This is a genomic window from Stutzerimonas sp. VN223-3 (assembly GCF_045999685.1).
Taxonomy (GTDB): domain Bacteria; phylum Pseudomonadota; class Gammaproteobacteria; order Pseudomonadales; family Pseudomonadaceae; genus Stutzerimonas; species Stutzerimonas stutzeri_AR.
Genome location: NZ_RBEC01000001.1, coordinates 1,628,780 through 1,650,045, shown reverse-complemented (window position 1 = coordinate 1,650,045; position 21,266 = coordinate 1,628,780). Strand labels below are relative to the sequence as shown.

Here is a 21,266-nt window from a genome sequence, read left to right as displayed (position 1 = left end):
TTAAACGGCGTCGTATAGGCGCTTTGCGCGCCTGCAGCTAATGGGGGAGGTAGAGCGTTAGAGTCTGGCCTGGCTTGAGCATCACGCTATCCCTGGGGTTCCAGGTCTTCAGATTGTTAACCCGGACATTGAAGCGTCTGGCGATCTCATAAAGTGAATCACCTTTCTTGACCTTGTAATAGGTCGGCGCGGATTTGGCGTGCTGATTGTTGCTGGCCGCCTGGAGAAACAGTGCCTGACCAACCTTCAGGTTGCTGCCCGACAAGTTGTTCCAACGCTGCAAGTCACGTACCGAGACTTTCTTTGCCTTGGCTATATCCCAAAGGTTATCGCCTTGGCGAACCCGATAGCTGCGTGGCGCCGGTTGGCTTCGCGCAACCGCGTGCAACAGCTCGCGAGATTGACCGGCACCGGCTGATTGCGGAATGCTCAGCACTTGACCGATTTGCAGTCGATCGCCCTTGAGGCGGTTGATATCACGAATGATATTGACTGAAAGATGATGTCGGTTGGCGATCGCACCGAGCGTGTCGCCTGGGCGCACCTTGTACTGCTGCCAATCGACCAGATCTTGCGGCTTCATCAGCGCCAGATTGGCGGCAAGCATTTCCGCCTTAGCGCTCGGGACTAGGAGATGCTGCGGTCCGTCCATGGTGATCCGGCGGGTAAAGGCTGGATTAAGCTGATAGATCTCATCTTCGTCTATGTCCACCATCTCGGCGACTTTGGCTAGATCCATGCGCTGCTTCAGGGTGACCACTTCAAAATAGGGCTCGTTGGCGATCGGGCTAAGATTGAGGCCATATGCCTCGGGACTCTGCACCATTTGCGAGAGCGCCAGTAGCTTAGGCACATAGTCCTGCGTTTCACGGGGTAGGGGCAGGTTCCAGTAGTCAGTGGGTAAACCGAGTTTCTGGTTGCGCTCAATGGCTCTGCTGACTGTTCCTTCGCCAGCATTGTAGGCCGCTAACGCCAGCAGCCAGTCGTCATTGAACAGGCCATGCAGATAAGTCAGGTAGCGCAGTGCGGCGGTGGTCGATGCGGTAATGTCACGCCTGCCGTCGTACCAGCTGGTTTGTTGCAAATTGAAGTGGCGGCCGGTCGAGGGAATGAACTGCCAGAGGCCCATTGCTTGAGCTGGCGAATAGGCGAAGGGGTTGTAAGCGCTTTCGATTATCGGCAACAGCGCCAGTTCAAGCGGCATGTCGCGCTCTTCGAGCTGCTCGACGATGTAGTGGATATAGAGGCTGCCGCGTTCGCTGGCAATCTCGATGGACTCCGGACGGCTGGCTAGAAGCAGGCGTTGTTGCTCGATGCGGGGATTGCTGGCCAGGTATTCCTGCATCTTGAAGCCGTGCCTCAAGCGATCCCAGATATCCGTGTGTGTCGGCGCAGCGGGTTTGTGCGTGAGCCAGAGGGTCTCCTGCACCAACGGCGCAGCTGCCGTCTGAGGGCTCATGCCTGTCGGTGCTCGTGAAACAGTGCTTTGGCAGCCAGTTATAGCGAGACAGATTGCCAGCGCCAAAGCCCGGCCGGAGGCTGCCAAGGCGTCCGGATTAGGGCTGTTCGAAGAGTCAGACGGCATTGGCTGAAGGTTTCCCCAGAAGCAAAATTCGAGGGAGTGTAGGAATGCCGTTTCGGTGGGTCAAGCGGACGCCGCGGTTTTGGGGACTGGTCGACCTTCGTTAAAAGCTATCCTTCCAGGAGCGTAATGCGGCGAACACAGTTTCTGGCGTGTCGAGCGGATGGCCGACTCGCCGGCTTGCGGCAGCTACCACGGTGGGTTCGGCGCTGCGCAGGAACGGGTTGGTAGCCTGCTCGGTCCGCAGGTCAGACGGGAGAGTGATGCGTTTCGCCTCGCGCAACCGGGTTACCTGTTCGAGCCGCTCGGCAATCTCTTGATTGTCCGGTTCGACTGCCTTGGCGAAACGCAGATTGCTCAGAGTGTATTCATGGGTGCAGTACACCTGGGTTTGCGTAGGCAACGCCGCCAGCCGCTGCAAAGAGGCGAACATCTGTGTCGCGGTGCCCTCGAAAAGACGCCCACAGCCGGCAGCGAACAGGGTGTCGCCGCTCAGCAGCCAGGGCGTCTGCGCGTCGTCATGGAAATAGGCAATGTGGCCAAGGGTATGGCCAGGCACCTCTATGACTGCCAACTCGTGGTCGAGTACGCGGATACGCTGCCCATCGCTGAGGGCGTCGTCTCTTGCTGGAATGTTCTCCGCGGCAGGGCCGTAGACTCTGGCGCCATGCTTGGCTTTGAGCTGCTGCACGCCGCCGACGTGATCCGGGTGGTGATGAGTGACCAGGATATCGGTCAAGCGCCAATCGGGATGGGAATCCAGCCACGCCTGAACGGGGGCCGCATCGCCTGGATCCACTGCAGCACAGCGGCGGCGTTCTGAATCCTGCAGCATCCAGATGTAGTTATCGGTGAAAGCAGGTAAAGCTTCTATTTTCAACATATGTGCGGTCGCCAAGCCATTCGTAAAAGCGCATCCTAACAGCCGGATTTGAAAGTGAACCGGCCGGAAATTGCGGTCGGACTGGCCAAACCGATGAACGGAGGCGAGCCATGAGCGATGAGTCTTGTGCCAAGGCAGACGACCGGTTGCTGTCCCTGATGAACGAGGCATGTACCTGGTTTGATGGTCCGTCTGGTCGCCAGTTGCTGGAGCAGGAGCAGCGGGTGATCAGCTTGGAGTTGGCGCGTTGTTTCGGCAGTTATTTGGTGCATTACGGTCCTTTTGCCGACACGCCGATCGAGCCGCAAAAAATCAAGCGCAGCGTGCGGGTGGGGCCTCCATTACCGGGTGTCGAAATCATCTGCGAAGAGCAATCTTGGCCGATCGGCGAGCATGCTGCGGACGTTGTGGTCGTCCAGCACGGGCTCGATTTCAGTCTTTCGCCGCACGCCCTGTTGCGCGAGGCTGCTCGTAGCGTTCGGCCAGGGGGGCATTTGCTGATCATCGGTGTCAACCCGTGGAGCCCTTGGGGTGCAACGCGTCTGCTGTCGCGCAAGGCCTTTCGCCATGCTCGCTGCATTCGTCCCACGCGGGTTGGTGACTGGCTGAACCTGCTCGGATTCGCGCTGGAGAAACGTCGGTTCGGGTGCTATTGTCCGCCGCTTTCTTCGGGCCGGTGGCAGGCGCGGCTGGCCGGGTTGGAAGTTGCCGGCCAACGGCTGCAGATGCCTACCGGTGGCTTCTACGTGTTGGTGGCGCGGAAATTGATGGTGGGCCTGCGACCCCTGCGGCAGAACCGACGGGAGCGTATGGGCCAACTGCTGCCGATGCCGGTGGCGAAGGTCAGCCGGCGCGATGCCGAACAGTAACGAGCAAGTAATCCTTCATGAGCGATGACACGGTCGAAATCTATACCGATGGTGCCTGCAAGGGCAATCCGGGTCCGGGAGGCTGGGGTGCGCTGCTGATCTATAAGGGTGTGGAGCGCGAGCTCTGGGGTGGCGAAGCGGAAACCACCAACAACCGGATGGAGCTGATGGCGGCGATCCGAGCACTGGAAGAGCTGAAAAGGCCTTGCCAGGTACGGTTGGTGACCGACTCCCAGTACGTCATGCAAGGCATCAACGACTGGATGCCCAACTGGAAGAAACGGGGCTGGAAAACTGCAGCCAAGCAACCGGTGAAAAACGCGGACCTGTGGAGGTTGCTGGACGAGCAGGTCAGTCGCCACCAGGTGAGCTGGCAGTGGGTCCGCGGGCACACCGGCCACCCCGGAAACGAGCGCGCCGATTTGCTGGCCAATCGCGGCGTAGTGCAGGCCAAACGACAAACCGCTTGAGAGAGTTGCGAACATGCGTAGCGTAGTGCTGGATACCGAAACCACCGGCATGCCGGTGACCGATGGCCACCGGATCATCGAGATCGGTTGTGTCGAAGTAATCGGTCGACGCCTTACGGGTCGGCATTATCACGTGTATTTGCAGCCGGATCGTGAAGTCGACGAGGGCGCCATCGCGGTTCACGGGATCACCAATGAGTTCCTGATTGGCAAGCAGCGCTTCAATGATATTGCCGATGAGTTTTTCGAATTCATCAAGGGCGCGCAGCTGATCATTCACAACGCAGCGTTCGATGTCGGATTCATCAACAACGAATTCGCTTTGCTCGGGCAACAGAATCGCGCCGAACTGAGCGATCACTGCAGCATCCTGGACACCCTGCGAATGGCGCGCGAGCGTCATCCAGGGCAGCGCAACAGTCTGGATGCGCTGTGCAAGCGCTACGGCGTGGACAACTCGGGGCGCGATCTACACGGCGCTTTGCTCGACGCCGAGATCCTCGCCGATGTCTACCTGACCATGACGGGAGGTCAGACCAATCTGTCCCTGGCTGGCGACGGTGCTGATTCCGAAAATGGCGGGCGTCAGCAGCCAACGCCGATCCGCCGGTTGCCGACCGATCGACCCAGTACGCTGGTCATCCGGGCCAGTTCGAATGAAGTTGCTGCGCATGCGGCCCGCATGCAGGCCATCGAAAAAGCGGCTGGCGCGACGCCGCTCTGGGTTCAGTTGGAGCAGACCGTGGAAGTCGAGGCTGAGGCTTCGCCAGCCTGAGAATTCGTGTCGGCGCTGCCTTTGTCGCGGCGACGGTGTTGTGATCGGATTTTCGGGGCTGGTACTTGAGGGCAGAGCTTCTACGCTGAGGGGGAACGTCCTCAGGAAGTGCCCATGTACAAAGACCTCAAGTTCCCCATTCTTATCGTTCATCGCGACATCAAGGCCGACACCGTTGCTGGCGAGCGGGTCCGCGAAATAGCAGCTGAACTCGAGCAGGACGGCTTTCATATTCTCCCTACGGGAAGTGCCGCCGAAGGGCGTATCGTCGCCTCGACGCATCACGGGTTGGCCTGCATTCTGGTTGCCGCCGAAGGCGCGGGCGAGAATCAGCGGTTGCTGCAAGACGTTGTGGGGCTGATCCGTGTGGCGCGGCGTCGCGCACCACAGCTGCCAATATTCGCCCTCGGTGAGCAGATCACCATCGAGAACGCCCCGGCCGAAGCAATGGCTGACCTGAATGAGCTGCGCGGGTTGCTTTATCTTTTTGAAGACACGGTGCCCTTTCTGGCTCGGCAGGTCGCACGGGCAGCGCGCAGTTATCTGGATGGTCTGCTTCCGCCGTTCTTCCGTGCGCTGGTTCAGCACACCGGTGACTCCAACTATTCCTGGCACACGCCTGGGCACGGCGGTGGCGTCGCGTTTCGTAAGAGTCCGGTCGGTCAGGCCTTTCACCAGTTCTTCGGCGAGAACACGCTACGCTCCGATCTGTCGGTTTCGGTACCGGAACTTGGCTCGCTCCTCGATCACACAGGGCCGCTGGCAGCGGCAGAGGCCCGCGCGGCACGCAACTTCGGTGCAGACCACACGTTCTTCGTCATTAATGGCACTTCGACGGCAAACAAGATCGTCTGGCATTCGATGGTGGCGCGTGACGACCTGGTATTGGTCGACCGCAACTGCCACAAGTCTATTCTGCATTCGATCATCATGACGGGCGCGATCCCTCTGTACCTGACGCCCTCACGCAACGAGCTCGGCATTATCGGTCCCATCCCGCTCGAAGAATTCTCACCAGAATCGATTCAGGCCAAGATCGACGCCAACCCGCTGGCTCATGGGCGGCCGCCTCGGGTGAAGCTGGCGGTGGTAACCAATTCCACTTACGACGGCCTCTGCTACAACGCCAACCTAATCAAGCGAACCCTCGGCGACAGCGTTGACGTCTTGCATTTTGACGAGGCCTGGTACGCCTACGCCGCCTTTCATGAGTTCTACGACGGCCGCTACGGGATGGATACTCGCGAGCAAGGACCGTTGGTATTCACGACCCACTCGACGCACAAGGTGCTGGCTGCCTTTAGTCAGGCTTCGATGATTCATGTGCTAGACAGTCAGCAACGGCAACTGGACCGCGATCGCTTCAACGAAGCCTTCATGATGCACATCTCGACGTCCCCGCAGTACGGCATCCTTGCATCGCTCGATGTGGCGTCGGCGATGATGGAAGGCCCTGCCGGCCGTTCGCTGATTCAGGAAACGTTCGATGAAGCGCTGAGTTTTCGTCGTGCGCTGGCCAATCTCCAGCAGCATCTGGCTGCGGACGACTGGTGGTTCAGTATCTGGCAACCATCGGCGGTTGACGGCGCAGAAGAGCTGATTACGGCGGACTGGTTATTGGGGCCGGAAGCGGACTGGCATGGCTTCGGCGATGTTGCCGACGACTACGTCTTGCTAGACCCGATCAAGGTCACACTGGTCACTCCGGGGCTTACCGCTGGTGGCAAGCTGGGTGAGCGCGGCATCCCCGCTGCGGTTGTCAGCAAGTTCCTCTGGGAGCGAGGCCTTGTGGTGGAAAAAACCGGGCTCTATTCGATTCTGGTGCTGTTCTCCATGGGCATCACCAAGGGCAAATGGAGCACCCTGTTGACCGAGTTGCTGGAGTTCAAGCGGCACTATGACAATAACGTACCGCTATGCGATGCGCTGCCAACCATCGTGAACGCCGGCGGCAGCATGTACGTTGGAATGGGTTTGCGAGATCTATGTGACTCGCTGCACGAGTGTTACCGGGAGAACGCCACCGCAAAAGCTATGCGGCGTATGTATACCGCCTTGCCGGTATTAGCAATGAAGCCGGCCGATGCGTATGACAAGCTGGTGCGGGGGGAAGTCGAAGCGGTACCCATCGAAGCGCTCGAAGGCCGTATTGCCTCGGTAATGCTGGTGCCGTATCCGCCAGGTATTCCGCTGATCATGCCCGGCGAGCGGTTCACCGCCGAAACGCGCTCCATACGCGACTATCTCGACTTTGCGCAACGTTTCGCCATGCGCTTTCCCGGGTTCGATGCCGATGTACATGGACTGCAACGTGAGGATCATCCGGAGGGCGCGCGTTATACAGTTGACTGCATTCTGGAGAGCTGAAATACGTCGCTTCGGCAGTTAGAGTCGGTATTGCCGGATGTCAAAGTGGATGATGCGCAAGGGCGTGGGTTGCATCACAACGTCCCGCATCGACTTTCACCCGGCTGTTGTTATAGTTGTTCGGCTAAGAACAACCCTGCCGAGGGACTGTTCAACTTGATTAAGGCACTGAGGTGCCTCGGCTGTCGAGGATGATAGCGTGACTGAATACCAAGCCTTCCGCGTGGAGTTGAAGGACAAGATTGCCCATGTAGCGATCAACCGACCCGACAAGATCAACGCCATGAATGCGGCGTTCTGGAACGAGATCGTCGATATCTTTCAATGGGTCGACGATACGGATGAGGTTCGGGTGGTTGTGCTGTCGGGTGAAGGCAAGCACTTTTCCGCAGGTATCGACTTGCAGCTGCTGGCTCAGGCCGCAACCCAGATGGGTACGGACATCGGACGCAACGCCGAGCGCCTACGCCGCCAAATTTTAAAGCTACAGGCTTCGTTCAATGCTGTGGACAATTGCCGCAAGCCGGTTATTGCAGCCATTCAGGGCTATTGCATTGGTGGTGCGATTGATCTGATTGCGGCCTGTGACATGCGTTACGGCACGTTCGATGCGCAGTTTTCCATCAAGGAAATCGACATGGGCATGGCTGCGGATGTCGGCACGCTGCAGCGGTTGCCGCGAATCATCGGCGACGGAGTAATGCGCGAGTTGGCCTATACCGGACGCACCGTGGACGGCAAGGAGGCACAGGCCATCGGTCTGATCAATCGGGCATATCCCAACCAGCAGGCATTAATGGATGCGGTGTTAGCGCTGGCGTCCGACATCGCTGCGAAATCACCAGTGGCGATTCGCGGCACCAAGGAAATGATCCGCTACATGCGCGATCACCGTGTCGACGATGGCCTGGAGTACATCGCCACCTGGAATGCGGCAATGCTTCAATCGGCAGATCTCAAGGTGGCCATGGCCGCTCACATAGGCAAACAGAAACCGGACTTCGCTGACTGATGCATCATCTAAACGTTGCGCGGGAGGCGCGCTAGGCATGGTTACCGGAGCTACTTCACTCAGCCTGGTTCGCGATGAGTTATTCGCGACCATGGAGGAGGCCGAGCAGAGCCTCGAGCATTTCATCATCGATCGGAACAATGGCGGCCTGTTGCAGCAGGCTGTCGAAAACCTCAAACAGGTTCGCGGTACTCTCAGGCTCATTGAACTGACGGGCGCCGAGCTGCTCGCGCAGGAGATTCTGCAGCTGGCGACCGATATCCCAGTTGGGGCAGGCGAGGATCGCGACGCTCAGCTAGCGTCATTGAGCAATGCGCTCTACGTGCTCGGGCGTTATCTGGAAAGCGTCGACGCCAGCCGTCAGGAAATGCCCGAGCTGCTTCTGCCGCCTATCAACGCACTGCGGCTCGTTAGTGCGCAGCCACCATTGCCGGAGAGCTTTTTCTTCAGCGCTCGCCTCGATCATGCGCGTCCGCCGGTGACTGCCGCGGTGCGGGAACCTGCAGCGAGAGCTATCGAAGCACGCCGATTGCGGCAGATGTATCAGGTCGGCCTGCTTGGCTTCATTCGCGAGGACAATACGTCGGCCAGCCTCAAGCTCATGACACGAGCGCTACATCGGTTGGATATTCTGTTTGCCAATACGCCCGGCGGGCGTTTGTGCTGGCTGGGTAGCGCCGCGCTGGAAGCCCAACTGGACGGCCAACTGCTACCGCGCCAATCACGCAAACAGCTCTTTTCCAGGCTTGATCGGGAGCTCCGGCAACTGAGCATCAGCAGCATCTACGAGCCACCGCGTGTTCTGCTCAAGGAGCTGCTGTATCTGGTTGCGCTGGCGGAAAGTAACGGCCCTGTGGCGACGCAGGTCCGGGAGATTTTTTCTCTCAGCTCGCTCCCCTTTACCGATCATCTTCTCGAAGACGAGTCCCAACGTCTCGCTGGTCCCGGTCAGGCCGTGATGCGCTCGCTGTCTTCGGCGATCCGCGAAGAGCTGGCGAGCCTCAAGGATTTGCTCGACCTAATCGAGCGACAGACAGCCCCGGCCGAGTCATACGCCAATCTCCACAGTCTGTTGGGTAAACTGGCGAAAACTCTTGGGATGGTCGGCTTGTCGTCTGCCTCCAGTACCCTGCATGCACAACTGGCAGCAATCTCTTGCTGGAACGCTGAACAGGTGCCGGATTCACATGCGCTACTGAAATTGGCCGACGCGGTGCTTTATGTAGAAAGCATGGTCGCCAGCCTGGAACGCGGCGAGCGGCGTGATTCGCGCCCGCAAATTGCACAGCCGGGCCTAGAAGCGGAAGCTTTTGCCAATCATCAGCTCACCGAAGCCTACATTGTGGTTATCGGCGAAGCGACCGCCGGTCTGGCGCTGGCCAAGCGCGCAATTACCGCTTACTTGGAATCCAACGGGGAAAAACTGCACCTGGCCAATGTTCCCTTTAGCCTGATGGCGGTTCGTGGCGGGCTGCGTTTCCTCGAACAGGATCGCGCTGCAGACCTGATCGGCGCGTGCGCAGACTTCATCCAGAAGCAGATGCTAGAAGGTATGCAGATGCCACCGGAGCAAATGCTCGAAACGCTCGCCGATGCCTTGACGAGCCTCGAATACTATCTCGAAGGCGGCGCGATACTGCGTCGTGACGATTCGCGCATTAGCGTGCTGGACCTGGCGACCGAGAGCGTTCGGGCACTGGGTCTGCCGGTGGCTGCCTGATGAACCTGCGCTGGCAACCCGCACTGCTCGATCCTGCAAGTGAAGGTGGATGGGCGGTGGTGCATTGTCAGCACGGATTTCTGTTCGATGCCAACGGTGTGTTGTTTCCGAGAGGCTGGCTCAAGCGTCTCGAGTTGCCTGTGCTCACCGAGCAGGGCCTCGGTTATTTCGAGGGCGAGCCAGTATTTTTGCTGGAGCTGGCACATCCCGCCGAAGTGCCGGGGGCATCTTGGCAAGGGCTGCGTCAGTTCATGCTGCAGGACGATGATAGTGACAGATTCCGCATGCTCGGTTTTGCTGCGCAGATCGGTACCTGGGCAAGTCATCATCGCTTCTGCGGCAGTTGCGGTAACGCAATGCGCCAGCATCCGTCAGAGCGGGCAATGCAGTGCGAGAGTTGCGGCATCCACCATTACCCGCGTATCTCTCCGAGCATGATCGTTCTGGTGACACGAGGCGATGAGTTGCTGCTGGCACGTTCGCCGCGGTTCGTTCCAGGCGTATACAGTACCTTGGCAGGGTTCGTGGAACCGGGCGAGTCGGTCGAGCAATGTGTGAGGCGAGAAGTGCATGAGGAAGTCGGAGTTTCTATCCATGCGCCTCAATATATCTGTAGCCAAGGCTGGCCGTTTCCGCACTCACTGATGCTCGGTTTCCATGCTGAATATGCATCTGGGGAAATTGTCATGCAGCCGGAAGAAATCGAGGATGCCGCCTGGTTTTCCATCCATGATTTACCCGCACTGCCCGCGCCGAAATCCATTGCGCGCTATCTGATCGATCTGTATTTGGCGCAGCGCTTAGGCGGTCCCGAACCAGTGCTGCCAGGCTAAACGCAGGCTCAGCGCCAACACCACGACGATGAATATCGGCCGAATAAATTTCGATCCGCCCTGGATCGCCGTCCGGGCGCCGAGGTAGGCGCCGGCCATCAACGCGAACCCCATGCCGATACCCAGAGCCCAGGCAACCTGGCCGCTAATTATAAAAACGGCGAGCGCAGTGCCGTTACTGACAAAGTTCATGCTGCGCGCCACGCCGCTGGCTCTGAGCAAGTCGAGCGGATAGAGCAACATGCTGCTGACGGTCCAGAACGCACCGGTGCCAGGGCCGGCTACTCCGTCATAGAAGCCCAGTCCCAGTCCTTGAGGCCATTGACGGCCCTTGGCTATTGGCGCTGCGCTTTCTAGTGGCGTGGTCGGCACGCGGCCGAACAGCAGATACAAACCGCAGATGAAAACCACCAGCGGCAGCATCAAATTGAGCCAGCGAGCCGGTATCAGATGTGCCAGTCCTGCGCCCAGTGCTGCGCCGATGGCGGTAGCCAAGAGCGCAAATCGCCATTGTCGAGGGTCGAAGAGCTTCCTGCGATAAAACGTGAAGCTCGCCGTGGCCGAGCCGAAGGTCGCACATAACTTGTTGGTGCCGAGAACCAGATGCGGCGGCAGTCCTGCGGTGAGCAATGCCGGTAAGGTCAACAGGCCACCGCCACCGGCAATCGCATCGATGAAACCGGCGAGAAAGGCGACGACCATGAGAACGGCCAGTACCGGCGGGTCTATGGCGAGTTCGAAAAACGGCATGCGTTGATACTCATGAGTGAAGCGGTGAAAGGCAGGCGGCGCATGATGCCGGTTGCGCTGTTGCAAACCAAGGCCTGGGCCAGCGCTCAGCTCGCATAGCGCGGATACGCAGTCTGGCGGCAGAATTTAACAGCCAATTTCGAATTTAGGACGTGAACCCGCCACAACAGAATGTCGACTCGTAAACAGTGTTCCGTGCGCACACTGGTCGCCGTGCTTGCTGCTGTCGATAATGCATCACTGAATTTCAAGGACGGTAAGTAATGCAATATCTGGGGCTTGCGGTAGTCGTCGCGTTGCTTGCGTTGATCACCGCGCTGGTGGCGCTGCGGCTATTGCTTAGCGGTCACTGGCTACTAGGATGGCTGCGTGGCACCTTCGGTATGCTGGTTCTCACGCTGGGTGGTCTGATTGGCTTGATTGCCTGGGATGTAAGAACTTATCAGCCACTTGTACAGGGCAAACCACTTGTTTCGCTATCTTTTCAGGCTGATGGTCAGCAGCGCTACCAGGTGAAGGTGGAAGAGGGCAATCAGATCCGATTCGTCACGCTGGAGGGTGACCTATGGCAGCTCGATCTTCGCGCGCTCCATTGGAAAGGGCTGGCCACGCTGATTGGTTTGGAACCCGGTTTTCGACTGGAGAAGCTTTCCGGACGCTATCTCGCGGTGGAACAGCAGGATCAGGCTCGGCGTCCTCGTGTCGAACTCGGACAAAGCCTGGCTGGGATCGATTTCTGGGCGTGGTTGCAGGACTGCCAATGCGCACCTCTGATTCTTGAGGCACAACCCCATCGGGTCAGCTATCTGCCTATCGCCGATGGCGCCGAATATACAGTTGAGATGGCACCCACCGGGTTGCTGGCGAAACCGGTAAATGCTGCAGCGGAGCAAGCGATGAAGGATTGGTAATTGCAATCCACCGCGCATGAAAAGGGACCCAAGGGGTCCCTTTTTCGTCACAGCGGGTTCAGGCGAGGTAGCCGCCGTCCACGTTGAGCGACAGGCCTGTGGTGTAGCTCGACGCATCGCTCGCCAGATACAGTACGGCGCCAGCCATTTCGCTCGGATCGGCGACGCGATGCAGCGGAATATGGCGCAGCGCTTCTTCGCGGATCGAGTCGTTCTTGACCAGCGCGGAGGCGAACTTGGTGTCGGTCAGGCCCGGCAGCAGCGCGTTGCAGCGGATGCCCTGTGGTGCGCACTCCTTGGCGAACGCCTTGGTCATGTTGATCACGGCCGCTTTGGTAATCGAATAGATCCCCTGGAAGTTGCCAGGCGTCACGCCGTTGATCGACGCAACGTTGATGATGCTGCCTCCGCCATTTTTACGCATCAGCTTGCCGGCTTCGACGGACATGAAGAAGTATCCACGGATGTTGACGTCGACAGTCTTCTGGAATGCCGAGACATCGGTATCGAGGATATGGCAGAACTGCGGATTGGTAGCCGCGTTGTTGACCAGTATGTCTAGTCGGCCGAACTGCTCGCGTATCTGCTCGAAGACGGTCTGGATCTGCTCCAGCTCGCCGATGTGACAGGCCACCGGAGTCGCCTTGCCGCCAGCGGCGACGATAGCGTCCGCGACGGCCTGGCAGCCTTCGATCTTGCGGCTGGAAACGATGACATGGGCGCCTTGTTGGGCCAGTAGTTTAGCAATCGCCTCACCGATACCGCGGCTGGCGCCGGATACGAAAGCGATTTTGCCATCTAGATCGAACAGAGTGGTTTTACTCATGGAAGGGTTCCTGTTGGTGAGCTGTGTTACAGCTTCGATTTGTTGATGACCTGCAGGCTCATGTGCTCGAGCAGGGCATTCATTTGCACGAATTTCGCGAACCGCTTGTCTTGGGTCTGGCCATGAAAATAGCGGTAATAGATCTGCTGGACGATAGCGGCCAGGCGAAATAGCCCATAGGTGTAGTAGTAATCGAAATTATCGATGCGAATACCTGCTCGCTCGGCGTAATAGTCGACGAAAGCCTGACGACTTAGCATTCCCGGCGCATTGCTGGGCTGCTTGCGCATCAGCTGTACGGGTGCCGGGTCGTTAGCTTCAATCCAGTAGGCGAGCGTGTTACCGAGATCCATCAGCGGATCGCCGATGGTCGCCATTTCCCAGTCTAGAACACCGATGATCTCCATCGGGTTGTCAGGGCTCAGGATCACATTGTCGAAGCGATAGTCGTTGTGGACGATGCCGGGTTTATGATGATCGGCAGGCATCTTGTCCCGCAACCAGGCTTTGACCGGCTCCCAGTTCGGCGCGTCCGGGGTGATTGCACGCTCATAACGATCGATCCAGCCGGTAATCTGACGCTGGACGTAGCCTTCCGGCTTACCTAGATCGTCCAGGCCGCAAGCCTTGTAATCGACACTGTGCAGATCAACGAACTTGTCGATGAAGCTTTTGCACAGAGCGGTGGTTCGCTCCGCCGTGAAGCCCAGCTCCGGCGGCATATCCTCGCGCAGTATGATGCCCTTGACCCGTTCCATGACGTAGAACTCAGCGCCGATCAGCGTCTCGTCGACGCAGTGGGCGTAAGCTTTCGGGCAGTATGGGAAGCCGGCGTTGAGCTGGTTGAGTATCCGGTATTCACGGCCCATATCATGCGCGGATTTGGCCTTATGGCCGAACGGTGGGCGACGCAGCACGAATTCCTGTGTCGGATATTCCAGCAAATAGGTCAGGTTGGACGCGCCACCCGGAAACTGCGAAATGCTCGGTGTACCTTGCAATCCTGAGATACGGGTCTTCAGGTATTGGTCGACGAGTTCTGTTGGCAGTTCTTCGCCTTCACGGATGCGGCTGGTCTGATCTGTTAGCGCCATGCTTGTCCCTTCTCTTGTAATCGAGCCTCGACGAACCGGGCGTTGCCGCGCTTGTTCGCAGGCCTCCATCCGATCATCCGGCGTCCGTAATTTAATGCGCTGTACGAGCATCACCAAGCAAAGAGGGTCGTTATTGGCCGGGGTGTTGCTGTCCAATCAAGGCGCTTGATGCATGATCTTCATTAAATGTGCGCATAAAAAAACCGAAGTCGTCGGACTTCGGTTTTGGTTGCGTCTCGGCTGGATCAGGCCGGGAACAGCTCGCTCAGTTTCAGAGCCAGCATCATGTCGCCTTCGGCGCGCAGCTTGCCCGCCATGAAGGCCTGCATACCATCGGTTTCGCCACTGATCACGCCTTGCATGGTTTCGCTATCCATGATCAACGTAACGTTGGCATCGGCCGACTCACCCTTGTGGAAGTCACAAGTGCCATCCTTGACGACCAGATAGTAGTTTTCCGCGTCGGTGATATTGAACTGAAACACCAGATCCAGGCCGGCCGCAGCGCTAGGGTTGAACTTGGCCTTCATGCCTTGGATGGTTTCGTCGACGTTGCTCATCGCGTAGGTCCCTTTGGTTATCGTGGAAAAACATGCAGCCTTAGGCCGCAGTTGGGCTGGAGCTTATCGATAGGTGACGAGCTCCGGATTTTTCAGCAACTCCAGATGCACATGGCTGTTGAACGAGGCCAGTGCCATATCTCGATCGCGAAATTTCAGATGACTGAGCGAAGTGTTGACGATCTGCCAGTTCATTTCGAATGCCTTGATGGGCGGCACGCCGATAACCAATTGAAGCAGCGCCGTAATGGTCCCGCCAGAAGTGAATACAGCGATGCGATCTTTCTTGCCTGCCTGGTCAAGCAAACGATTCAAACCGGTCTGGACGCGGTCGATGAAGCTTTGCCAGCTTTCCAGCCCTTCTTTCTCATGCTCGCCGGAAACCCATCGCTGAATCGCGTAACTGAACAGGCGCTGGAACTCGGCCCGGTGGTTGGCGGCGTTAGCGAATATCTGTATGGCGCTGGGTTCCACAGCCAGCAGGTCGTGCATGTGAGCACGGATCACTTCATCGGCACGGAATTCATTGAAAGCTGAATCGACTTCAACTACGGGCTGTTGCCCTTGGTACGAGCCTAGCCGATCAAGGGTGGTCCTTGCCGTGTCCTGCTGTCGGTTCAACTCACCGCTTATGCAACGGTCGAAGCGAATATTTAATTGGTTGAGGTGATCACCCAGAGCGGCTGATTGCTGGAAGCCGAGCGGCGACAGGACGTCGTAGTTTTCCGCGCCGAATGACGCCTGACCATGTCTGATCAGATAGATACTGCCCATGCTCCGCTCCGACCCCTGTTTTCGCGAGGGTAGGGGGATCGCTTTAGAGTGTCAACGATAAATCATACGTTTGTTTGAATTGCACTGCGCTGGCCCCTATAGCCGTGCAGTCGGTATGCTTGACCGGTTTGCGCCATGTCGGGTTTCTGCTGGCGCCTGTAGATAATCCTAGGAGGATCTGTGGAATTTCTTGCTGACTACGCAAGCTTTCTGGCTAAGACCGTAACACTGGTGATCGCGATTCTAGTTGTGCTAGTTGCGCTTGCTTCGCTGCGGCGCGGGCGGCATAAACAGGGCGGCGGACATCTTGAGGTCCATAAGCTCAACGATTTTTACAAGTCGATGCGCGAGCGCCTTGAACAGTCATTGATCGAGAAGTCTCAGCTCAAGCTTCAGCGCAAGCGTGAAGCCAAGGCCGCGAAGCTGGCGAAGAAAAATCCCGAAAGCCGACCGCGCGTGTTCGTGCTCGATTTCGATGGCGACATCAAGGCTTCCGCGGTCGACAATCTACGCCACGAGATAACCGCATTGCTGACCCTGGCGACACCTCAGGACGAAGTGGTTCTACGTCTTGAGAGCGGTGGCGGCATGGTCCACGGCTATGGCCTGGCAGCCTCTCAGTTGGTGCGTATCCGCGATGCCGGGGTGCCGTTGACAGTGTGCGTCGACAAGGTGGCGGCAAGCGGTGGTTACATGATGGCCTGTATCGGCCAGAAGATTCTCTGCGCACCGTTCGCGATACTCGGCTCCATCGGTGTCGTTGCGCAGCTGCCTAATGTTCATCGATTGCTCAAGAAGCATGACGTCGACTTCGAGGTGCTGACCGCAGGCGAGTACAAACGAACCCTGACGGTGTTTGGCGAGAACACCGAGAAGGGAAGGGAAAAATTCCAGGATGACCTGGAAACTACTCATGAGCTGTTCAAGAATTTCGTTGCGCGCTACCGCCAGCAAGTGTCCATCGACGATGTTGCGACCGGTGAAATCTGGCTGGGTATCGCCGCACTTGGCAAGCGACTCGTTGACGAGCTGCAGACCAGCGACGAATACCTGGCCTCACGCGCACGTGAGGCGGACCTGTTCCAGCTGCACTATGCGGAAAAGAAAAGTCTTCCCGAGCGATTCGGCATGGCGGCCAGTGCCGCGATGGAGCATGGCTTGCTCAAGGGATGGACGCGGCTGAACGAGCAACGATTCTGGCAATAAAGGAGCTACCGATGGCAATTTTCAAAGCATTGCAGACCAGCGAGAACGCGGACAGCCGCTTCGAGACGCGTGTCGTCGAGCGCACCACCGATGATCTGCCTACAGGCGACGTGCTGATTCGCGTGAGCTATTCGTCGTTGAACTACAAGGATGCGCTTTCGGCCAGCGGTAACCGCGGAGTGACCCGCAATTTCCCGCACACGCCGGGCATCGATGCTGCCGGTACCGTAGTCGAGTCCAGCGTCTCGGAGCTCGCCAAAGGCGATGAAGTCATCGTGACCGGCTACGACCTGGGGATGAATACGGCAGGTGGTTTTGGTCAATACATCCGCGTTCCTGCGGCATGGGTGATCAAGCGTCCTTCCGGCCTGTCCTTGCGTGACGCGATGGTGCTCGGCACGGCAGGCCTTACCGCCGCGCTCTGCATCGACAAGTTGGAGCAGGCTGGTCTCGAGCCAGGTGAGGCGCCGGTACTGGTCACCGGTGCAACTGGCGGCGTCGGCAGCATCGCCGTCGCGCTGCTAGCCAGCCTTGGCTACAACGTAGCTGCGGTGACTGGCAAGGCCGATCAGGCGGATTTCCTCAAGGGACTTGGTGCCAAGCAGATCGTCAAACGCAGCGCGCTACAGGCGGGGGTTGAAAAGCCAATACTCAAGGAACAGTGGGCCGGTGCCGTTGATACCGTCGGTGGCGATATCCTGTTCAACGTGGTCAAGGCTCTTCAGCGAGGCGGGAGCGTTGCCTGTTGTGGGCTCACGGCCGGCACTGGGTTTCAGGCCAACGTGCTGCCTTTCATCCTCCGTGGCGTGAATCTCCTGGGTGTCGATTCGGTAGAGATTCCGCTGGTTGTGAAAGCGTCCATGTGGGACAAGCTGTCGCTGCAATGGAAGCTGCCGAATCTGAGCGATTTGGTCCAGGAGATTTCGCTGCAGGATCTGCCTGGGGCTATTGATCGGATGCTCGCTGGGCAGCAGGTCGGGCGCATGCTGGTCCGTCTGGATTGACAGCCGCACCGTCGCCGCTGCGCCAGCTATCGAGATCATAGGCGTAACCGATTTTCCTGCTGCGCTTGTTTGAGCGAACCTGCCGTCACTCAAACGCAACAGCGGGAATCGATTATGAAGACACTGGCAGAGAAGATCAGAGAAGCGTTCGGAAAAAAGCAGATCGCTCAGGTCGCTCCGCTCGACCACCCAAACTTTTGGATGTATTACTGAGTGATGCATAGTGAAAAATGAAAACCCGCCAAGATAGGCGGGTTTTCGTTTTAATCTTTTCTGACCGCTTACATCGATCAGCTTTGCCGGCGGCGGAACAGTGGCAAAGGCTCGTCGGTTGCGGACTGGTAGGTGACTGAAAAGTCTTTGAGGCTTTCCAGCGCCTCGTACGGGTCACGGTCCGGGCGCACGGCAAAGGCATCGAAGCCGCAGCGACGCATATAGAACAGCTGATCGCGGAGCACATCGCCAATTGCGCGAATCTCGCCCTTGTAGCCGTAACGTTCACGCAGCAGACGCGCGCTCGAGTAATGACGGCCATCTGTGAAAGCGGGAAAGTGGAGCGCGATGACTTGGAAGTACTGCAGGTCATCAGCTAGTTCTTCTACGGCTTCGTCGGAGTCCAGCCATATTCCCAGGCCGCCGTCGCGGGCCTTTAGCGCGTGGGCATGATCGAGCCACAACTGAAAGGGCACGATCAAGTCGTCGCAATTGGACAGACCATCCAGCGTCGCGTCCTTGGGCAGCAGATGCCAGGTTTCGTCGATGACCTGGCCGTCCTTAATGATTCGCTGCATAGACGCGCTCCTTGAAGGGGTCGATACCGATACGACGGAAGGTGTCGAGAAACTGTTCATCTTCGGTACGCTGCTCCACATAGACGCCGATCACCTTTTCGATCACGTCGGGCATTACGTCCTGCGCGAACGATGGGCCGAGGATCTGACCAAGGCTTGCATTGCGGCCCGAGCTGCCGCCGAGGGAGACCTGGTAGAACTCGGCGCCTTTCTTGTCCACGCCAAGGATGCCAATGTGGCCGACGTGATGGTGGCCGCAGGCGTTCATACAGCCGGAAATGTTCAGGTCGATATCGCCGATGTCGAACAGGTAATCCATATCATCGAAGCGGCGCTGGATCGCTTCGGCGATCGGAATCGACTTGGCGTTAGCCAGCGAGCAGAAGTCGCCACCAGGGCAGCAGATGATGTCGGTCAGCAGGCCGATATTCGGTGTGGCGACGCCCAATTCGCGGAGCTCGTTCCACAGCTCAAACAGACGCGACTGCTCGACGTCGGCGAGGATCATGTTCTGCTCGTGCGAATTGCGCACCTCACCGAAGCTGTACCGATCAGCCAGGTCGGCGATGGTGTCGAGTTGCTTGTCGGTGACATCGCCCGGGGCGACGCCGGTGCTTTTCAGCGACAATGTGACGGCCGCATAGCCCGGTTTCTTGTGGGCCACGACGTTGCGCTCACGCCAGCGGGCAAATCCGGGGTGTTCGGCGTCGAGCTGGGTGAGGGCGGTGACCTCGTCTTCCAATGCCTTGTACGCGGGATCGACAAAGAACTTGCTGACGCGCTCGACTTCCGCATCGGTGAGGGTGTTCGCGCCGTCTTTCAGATACGACCACTCGGCTTCGACGCGCTCGGCGAAGACTTCCGGGGTGAGCGCCTTGACCAAAATCTTGATGCGCGCTTTGAACTTGTTGTCGCGACGGCCGTAGCGGTTGTACACACGCAGAATGGCGTCGAGATAGGTGAGGAGATGCTGCCAGGGCAGGAATTCATTGATGAAGCTGCCGACGATTGGCGTACGGCCCAGACCGCCGCCAACGGATACGCGGAAGCCCAGCTCGCCGGCTTCATTCTTCACCGCCTCAAGACCAATGTCGTGCACTTCGATGGCGGCCCGATCACTGACGGCACCGTTCACGGCGATCTTGAACTTACGCGGCAGGAAGGCGAATTCCGGGTGGAAGGTCGACCATTGGCGGATAATTTCGCACCACGGGCGTGGATCGATCAGTTCGTCCTTGGCAACGCCGGCAAACTGGTCCGTAGTCGTGTTACGGATGCAGTTACCGCTGGTCTGGATCGCGTGCATCTGCACGGTAGCCAGCTCGGCGAGAATATCCGGTACCTCTTCCAGCTCGGGCCAGTTTAGTTGCACGTTGGTCCGGGTGCTGATGTGAGCGTAGCCCTTGTCGTAGTTGCGGGTGATCTCCGCCAGCTTGCGGACCTGGGTCGACGACAGTAGGCCATACGGCACAGCAATACGCAGCATCGGCGCGTAGCGCTGGATATACAGGCCGTTCTGCAGGCGGAGGGGCAGCAATTCTGCGTCGGTCAGTTCGCCTGCAAGGTAGCGGCGAATCTGGTCGCGGAACTGGCGCACGCGATCCTCGATGATGTGTTGGTCGTACTGATCGTAAACGTACATGAAGTGTCCTGTTTTTCAGGCTGTCTACAGCTTTTTGCGCGCACGGCCGCGCACCCGTTCAGGGAAGGGCGGCAAGATACCAGCTACCGGTTATACGCAAAAGTGATGTTTGGGAATATGTTTAGAACGAATCACTGAATTTTAGGCATTTGAGCGCTTGGCCTTGAGCGCCTCGTCTGCGTGGTCTTAACTGCTAGCAACGCGAGATACCAATAATAAGGAGAACAGTCGTGTCCGAACATTCCAATCGCCACGGTAATGACAGCAGGGCGGACGCCACTGCGATATTCGTCCTGATTCTTCTGGTGGTTGCAACGGCAGTTTTCTGGGTCAGCCACCAATAAGCCGGGGTTGTTGGGGCTGCATCACAGCCCCACGAGATACAGCACCAGCTTGACCACGCCAAGAATTACCAGGACGAATACCACTGTGAAACCCACGCCCAACAGGATGAAGTGGCTGGGCTTGCCGTGACTGAAATCGCGAGTCCGGTTTTTTTCGCTCTGAACACCCAGCGCACCGGCTAGCACGCTTTGCAACATTTGCCGCAGGGTAAGGGGTTTGTGCTCTTGCTCTTCGCTCATGGGCACCTCTCAGCCATCGTCTGCTAGGAGTCTAGTCAGCTCCGGATGCAGGGGCAGCATTAATGACTGAGGTGAATGCCGCTCCTTGTGCCAGGTCATGGTAATCATTTTCCCGGACATAGCAGGCTGGTCTCCTGTGATGAGAAGATTTCCGCATCACTGTCCCTTGAACCAGTCCCACAGGCCGAGCGAATAATTTGGCAGCAGATTGATGCCGAGCGCCGATTTCAGCAAATACAGCACGACCAGCCCCACCAGCACCGAGAAAAACAGGAACAGCGTGATTGCGCCGGCCTTGGCTGCCAGCGACAAGTTGCGCTGTGCTCGCGACAGGCTGCGCTTGTTGCGTCCACCGACGAGCACAAAATAGTACTGGTTGCTCCAAAAGCTAAAGGTGCCGCGCAGGTCGATTTTATGGCGTGCCCATGAGCGCGTGGCAAAGGCGCTGCGAAGCCCCTCCAACTGCTGGTCGGTGAAGCTCTCGCGAAGCTCTTCAGGAAGTCGCTGCTTCAAGCCGATGATGAACGCATCACGCTCCAGCGCTGCGGTACTGTCGGTGGCGGGGTAGCGGCCATGGCCGTCGTTGGAGCTTGGATCGGGTGTGAGCATAGCG

General features: G+C 58.1%; 21 protein-coding genes. 10 read left to right on the top strand and 11 right to left on the bottom strand.

What is annotated here, in order from left to right; genetic code table 11:
* Window positions 1-37: 37 nt before the first annotated feature.
* Window positions 38-1,585 (bottom strand): LysM peptidoglycan-binding domain-containing protein, encoded by a 1,548-nt coding sequence (locus D7241_RS07400; protein ID WP_408100952.1) that lies wholly within the window; start codon window positions 1,583-1,585, stop codon window positions 38-40.
* A 100-nt stretch (window positions 1,586-1,685) separates the two neighbouring features.
* Entirely contained in the window at window positions 1,686-2,465 is a 780-nt protein-coding gene (gloB, locus tag D7241_RS07395) for a hydroxyacylglutathione hydrolase (protein WP_408100951.1), read from the bottom strand.
* Window positions 2,466-2,575: 110 nt separating this feature from the next.
* On the opposite strand from gloB, the gene D7241_RS07390 reads away from it, so the two are divergent.
* From D7241_RS07390 to nudC, 7 genes are all read left to right on the top strand, one after another.
* Window positions 2,576-3,334, top strand: a complete 759-nt coding sequence (locus D7241_RS07390; RefSeq protein ID WP_408100950.1) for a class I SAM-dependent methyltransferase — start codon at window positions 2,576-2,578, stop codon at window positions 3,332-3,334.
* 17 nt (window positions 3,335-3,351) lie between these two features.
* Window positions 3,352-3,804, top strand: coding sequence for a ribonuclease HI (rnhA, locus tag D7241_RS07385; protein ID WP_255976261.1), 453 nt, complete (start codon window positions 3,352-3,354; stop codon window positions 3,802-3,804).
* A gap of 13 nt (window positions 3,805-3,817) precedes the next feature.
* The gene (gene dnaQ / locus D7241_RS07380; protein WP_408100949.1) at window positions 3,818-4,579 is read left to right on the top strand and encodes a DNA polymerase III subunit epsilon; all 762 of its coding nucleotides are present in this window, start codon (window positions 3,818-3,820) and stop codon (window positions 4,577-4,579) included.
* A gap of 114 nt (window positions 4,580-4,693) precedes the next feature.
* The gene (locus tag D7241_RS07375) at window positions 4,694-6,946 is read left to right on the top strand and encodes an Orn/Lys/Arg decarboxylase N-terminal domain-containing protein (protein ID WP_408100948.1); all 2,253 of its coding nucleotides are present in this window, start codon (window positions 4,694-4,696) and stop codon (window positions 6,944-6,946) included.
* 199 nt (window positions 6,947-7,145) lie between these two features.
* Window positions 7,146-7,958 (top strand): crotonase/enoyl-CoA hydratase family protein, encoded by an 813-nt coding sequence (locus D7241_RS07370; protein ID WP_408100947.1) that lies wholly within the window; start codon window positions 7,146-7,148, stop codon window positions 7,956-7,958.
* A gap of 37 nt (window positions 7,959-7,995) precedes the next feature.
* Window positions 7,996-9,678 (top strand): ferrous iron transporter B, encoded by a 1,683-nt coding sequence (locus D7241_RS07365; protein WP_255976252.1) that lies wholly within the window; start codon window positions 7,996-7,998, stop codon window positions 9,676-9,678.
* Window positions 9,678-10,511 carry an NAD(+) diphosphatase gene (gene nudC / locus D7241_RS07360; protein WP_408100946.1) on the top strand — a complete coding sequence of 278 codons (834 nt, stop codon included), beginning with the start codon at window positions 9,678-9,680 and terminating at the stop codon, window positions 10,509-10,511. The genes D7241_RS07365 and nudC overlap by 1 nt, the downstream gene beginning before the upstream one ends.
* On the opposite strand, the gene D7241_RS07355 is transcribed toward nudC, so the two are convergent.
* The gene (locus tag D7241_RS07355; RefSeq protein ID WP_408100945.1) at window positions 10,479-11,261 is read right to left on the bottom strand and encodes a TSUP family transporter; all 783 of its coding nucleotides are present in this window, start codon (window positions 11,259-11,261) and stop codon (window positions 10,479-10,481) included. The genes nudC and D7241_RS07355 overlap by 33 nt on opposite strands.
* 263 nt (window positions 11,262-11,524) lie before the next feature.
* Here D7241_RS07355 and D7241_RS07350 point away from each other — a divergent pair, with 263 nt between their 5' ends.
* Complete coding sequence (locus D7241_RS07350; RefSeq protein WP_408100944.1) at window positions 11,525-12,172, top strand: hypothetical protein; 648 nt, start codon at window positions 11,525-11,527, stop codon at window positions 12,170-12,172.
* Between the two features lie 58 nt (window positions 12,173-12,230).
* Here D7241_RS07350 and D7241_RS07345 read toward each other — a convergent pair whose 3' ends face one another.
* From D7241_RS07345 to D7241_RS07330, 4 genes are all read right to left on the bottom strand, one after another.
* A complete protein-coding gene (locus tag D7241_RS07345) occupies window positions 12,231-12,998 on the bottom strand; it encodes an SDR family oxidoreductase (RefSeq protein ID WP_255976245.1) in 768 nt (255 codons plus the stop codon).
* 26 nt (window positions 12,999-13,024) lie between these two features.
* Window positions 13,025-14,092, bottom strand: coding sequence for a phosphotransferase family protein (locus D7241_RS07340; RefSeq protein ID WP_408100943.1), 1,068 nt, complete (start codon window positions 14,090-14,092; stop codon window positions 13,025-13,027).
* A 245-nt stretch (window positions 14,093-14,337) separates the two neighbouring features.
* On the bottom strand, window positions 14,338-14,652 hold the full coding sequence (locus D7241_RS07335; protein WP_045427587.1) for an SCP2 sterol-binding domain-containing protein: 315 nt from the start codon (window positions 14,650-14,652) through the stop codon (window positions 14,338-14,340).
* A 63-nt stretch (window positions 14,653-14,715) separates the two neighbouring features.
* Window positions 14,716-15,426 (bottom strand): histidine phosphatase family protein, encoded by a 711-nt coding sequence (locus D7241_RS07330; protein ID WP_408100942.1) that lies wholly within the window; start codon window positions 15,424-15,426, stop codon window positions 14,716-14,718.
* A 180-nt stretch (window positions 15,427-15,606) separates the two neighbouring features.
* On the opposite strand from D7241_RS07330, the gene sohB reads away from it, so the two are divergent.
* Window positions 15,607-16,632, top strand: a complete 1,026-nt coding sequence (sohB, locus tag D7241_RS07325) for a protease SohB (protein WP_408100941.1) — start codon at window positions 15,607-15,609, stop codon at window positions 16,630-16,632.
* An 11-nt stretch (window positions 16,633-16,643) separates the two neighbouring features.
* Entirely contained in the window at window positions 16,644-17,636 is a 993-nt protein-coding gene (locus D7241_RS07320) for a YhdH/YhfP family quinone oxidoreductase (protein ID WP_408100940.1), read from the top strand.
* A 290-nt stretch (window positions 17,637-17,926) separates the two neighbouring features.
* Here D7241_RS07320 and D7241_RS07315 read toward each other — a convergent pair whose 3' ends face one another.
* The 4 genes from D7241_RS07315 to D7241_RS07300 form a co-directional block, all read right to left on the bottom strand.
* Window positions 17,927-18,427, bottom strand: coding sequence for a DUF934 domain-containing protein (locus tag D7241_RS07315; protein ID WP_408100939.1), 501 nt, complete (start codon window positions 18,425-18,427; stop codon window positions 17,927-17,929).
* Complete coding sequence (locus D7241_RS07310) at window positions 18,411-20,069, bottom strand: nitrite/sulfite reductase (protein WP_408100938.1); 1,659 nt, start codon at window positions 20,067-20,069, stop codon at window positions 18,411-18,413. Before D7241_RS07310 ends, D7241_RS07315 begins: the two co-directional genes overlap by 17 nt.
* A gap of 365 nt (window positions 20,070-20,434) precedes the next feature.
* Window positions 20,435-20,653 carry a DUF2970 domain-containing protein gene (locus tag D7241_RS07305; protein WP_255976229.1) on the bottom strand — a complete coding sequence of 73 codons (219 nt, stop codon included), beginning with the start codon at window positions 20,651-20,653 and terminating at the stop codon, window positions 20,435-20,437.
* Window positions 20,654-20,809: 156 nt separating this feature from the next.
* The gene (locus tag D7241_RS07300; protein WP_255976227.1) at window positions 20,810-21,262 is read right to left on the bottom strand and encodes a 3-phosphoshikimate 1-carboxyvinyltransferase; all 453 of its coding nucleotides are present in this window, start codon (window positions 21,260-21,262) and stop codon (window positions 20,810-20,812) included.
* Window positions 21,263-21,266: the final 4 nt, after the last annotated feature.

Excerpts from the sequence above, each read along its gene's own strand:
- D7241_RS07400 (WP_408100952.1), bottom strand. The coding sequence starts at position 1,585 with ATGCCGTCTGACTCTTCGAACAGCCCTAATCCGGACGCCTTGGCAGCC.
- gloB (WP_408100951.1), bottom strand. The coding sequence starts at position 2,465 with ATGTTGAAAATAGAAGCTTTACCTGCTTTCACCGATAACTACATCTGG.
- D7241_RS07390 (WP_408100950.1), top strand. The coding sequence starts at position 2,576 with ATGAGCGATGAGTCTTGTGCCAAGGCAGACGACCGGTTGCTGTCCCTG.
- rnhA (WP_255976261.1), top strand. The coding sequence starts at position 3,352 with ATGAGCGATGACACGGTCGAAATCTATACCGATGGTGCCTGCAAGGGC.
- dnaQ (WP_408100949.1), top strand. The coding sequence starts at position 3,818 with ATGCGTAGCGTAGTGCTGGATACCGAAACCACCGGCATGCCGGTGACC.
- D7241_RS07375 (WP_408100948.1), top strand. The coding sequence starts at position 4,694 with ATGTACAAAGACCTCAAGTTCCCCATTCTTATCGTTCATCGCGACATC.
- D7241_RS07365 (WP_255976252.1), top strand. The coding sequence starts at position 7,996 with ATGGTTACCGGAGCTACTTCACTCAGCCTGGTTCGCGATGAGTTATTC.
- nudC (WP_408100946.1), top strand. The coding sequence starts at position 9,678 with ATGAACCTGCGCTGGCAACCCGCACTGCTCGATCCTGCAAGTGAAGGT.
- D7241_RS07355 (WP_408100945.1), bottom strand. The coding sequence starts at position 11,261 with ATGCCGTTTTTCGAACTCGCCATAGACCCGCCGGTACTGGCCGTTCTC.
- D7241_RS07350 (WP_408100944.1), top strand. The coding sequence starts at position 11,525 with ATGCAATATCTGGGGCTTGCGGTAGTCGTCGCGTTGCTTGCGTTGATC.
- D7241_RS07345 (WP_255976245.1), bottom strand. The coding sequence starts at position 12,998 with ATGAGTAAAACCACTCTGTTCGATCTAGATGGCAAAATCGCTTTCGTA.
- D7241_RS07340 (WP_408100943.1), bottom strand. The coding sequence starts at position 14,092 with ATGGCGCTAACAGATCAGACCAGCCGCATCCGTGAAGGCGAAGAACTG.
- D7241_RS07335 (WP_045427587.1), bottom strand. The coding sequence starts at position 14,652 with ATGAGCAACGTCGACGAAACCATCCAAGGCATGAAGGCCAAGTTCAAC.
- D7241_RS07330 (WP_408100942.1), bottom strand. The coding sequence starts at position 15,426 with ATGGGCAGTATCTATCTGATCAGACATGGTCAGGCGTCATTCGGCGCG.
- D7241_RS07320 (WP_408100940.1), top strand. The coding sequence starts at position 16,644 with ATGGCAATTTTCAAAGCATTGCAGACCAGCGAGAACGCGGACAGCCGC.
- D7241_RS07315 (WP_408100939.1), bottom strand. The coding sequence starts at position 18,427 with ATGCAGCGAATCATTAAGGACGGCCAGGTCATCGACGAAACCTGGCAT.
- D7241_RS07310 (WP_408100938.1), bottom strand. The coding sequence starts at position 20,069 with ATGTACGTTTACGATCAGTACGACCAACACATCATCGAGGATCGCGTG.
- D7241_RS07305 (WP_255976229.1), bottom strand. The coding sequence starts at position 20,653 with ATGAGCGAAGAGCAAGAGCACAAACCCCTTACCCTGCGGCAAATGTTG.
- D7241_RS07300 (WP_255976227.1), bottom strand. The coding sequence starts at position 21,262 with ATGCTCACACCCGATCCAAGCTCCAACGACGGCCATGGCCGCTACCCC.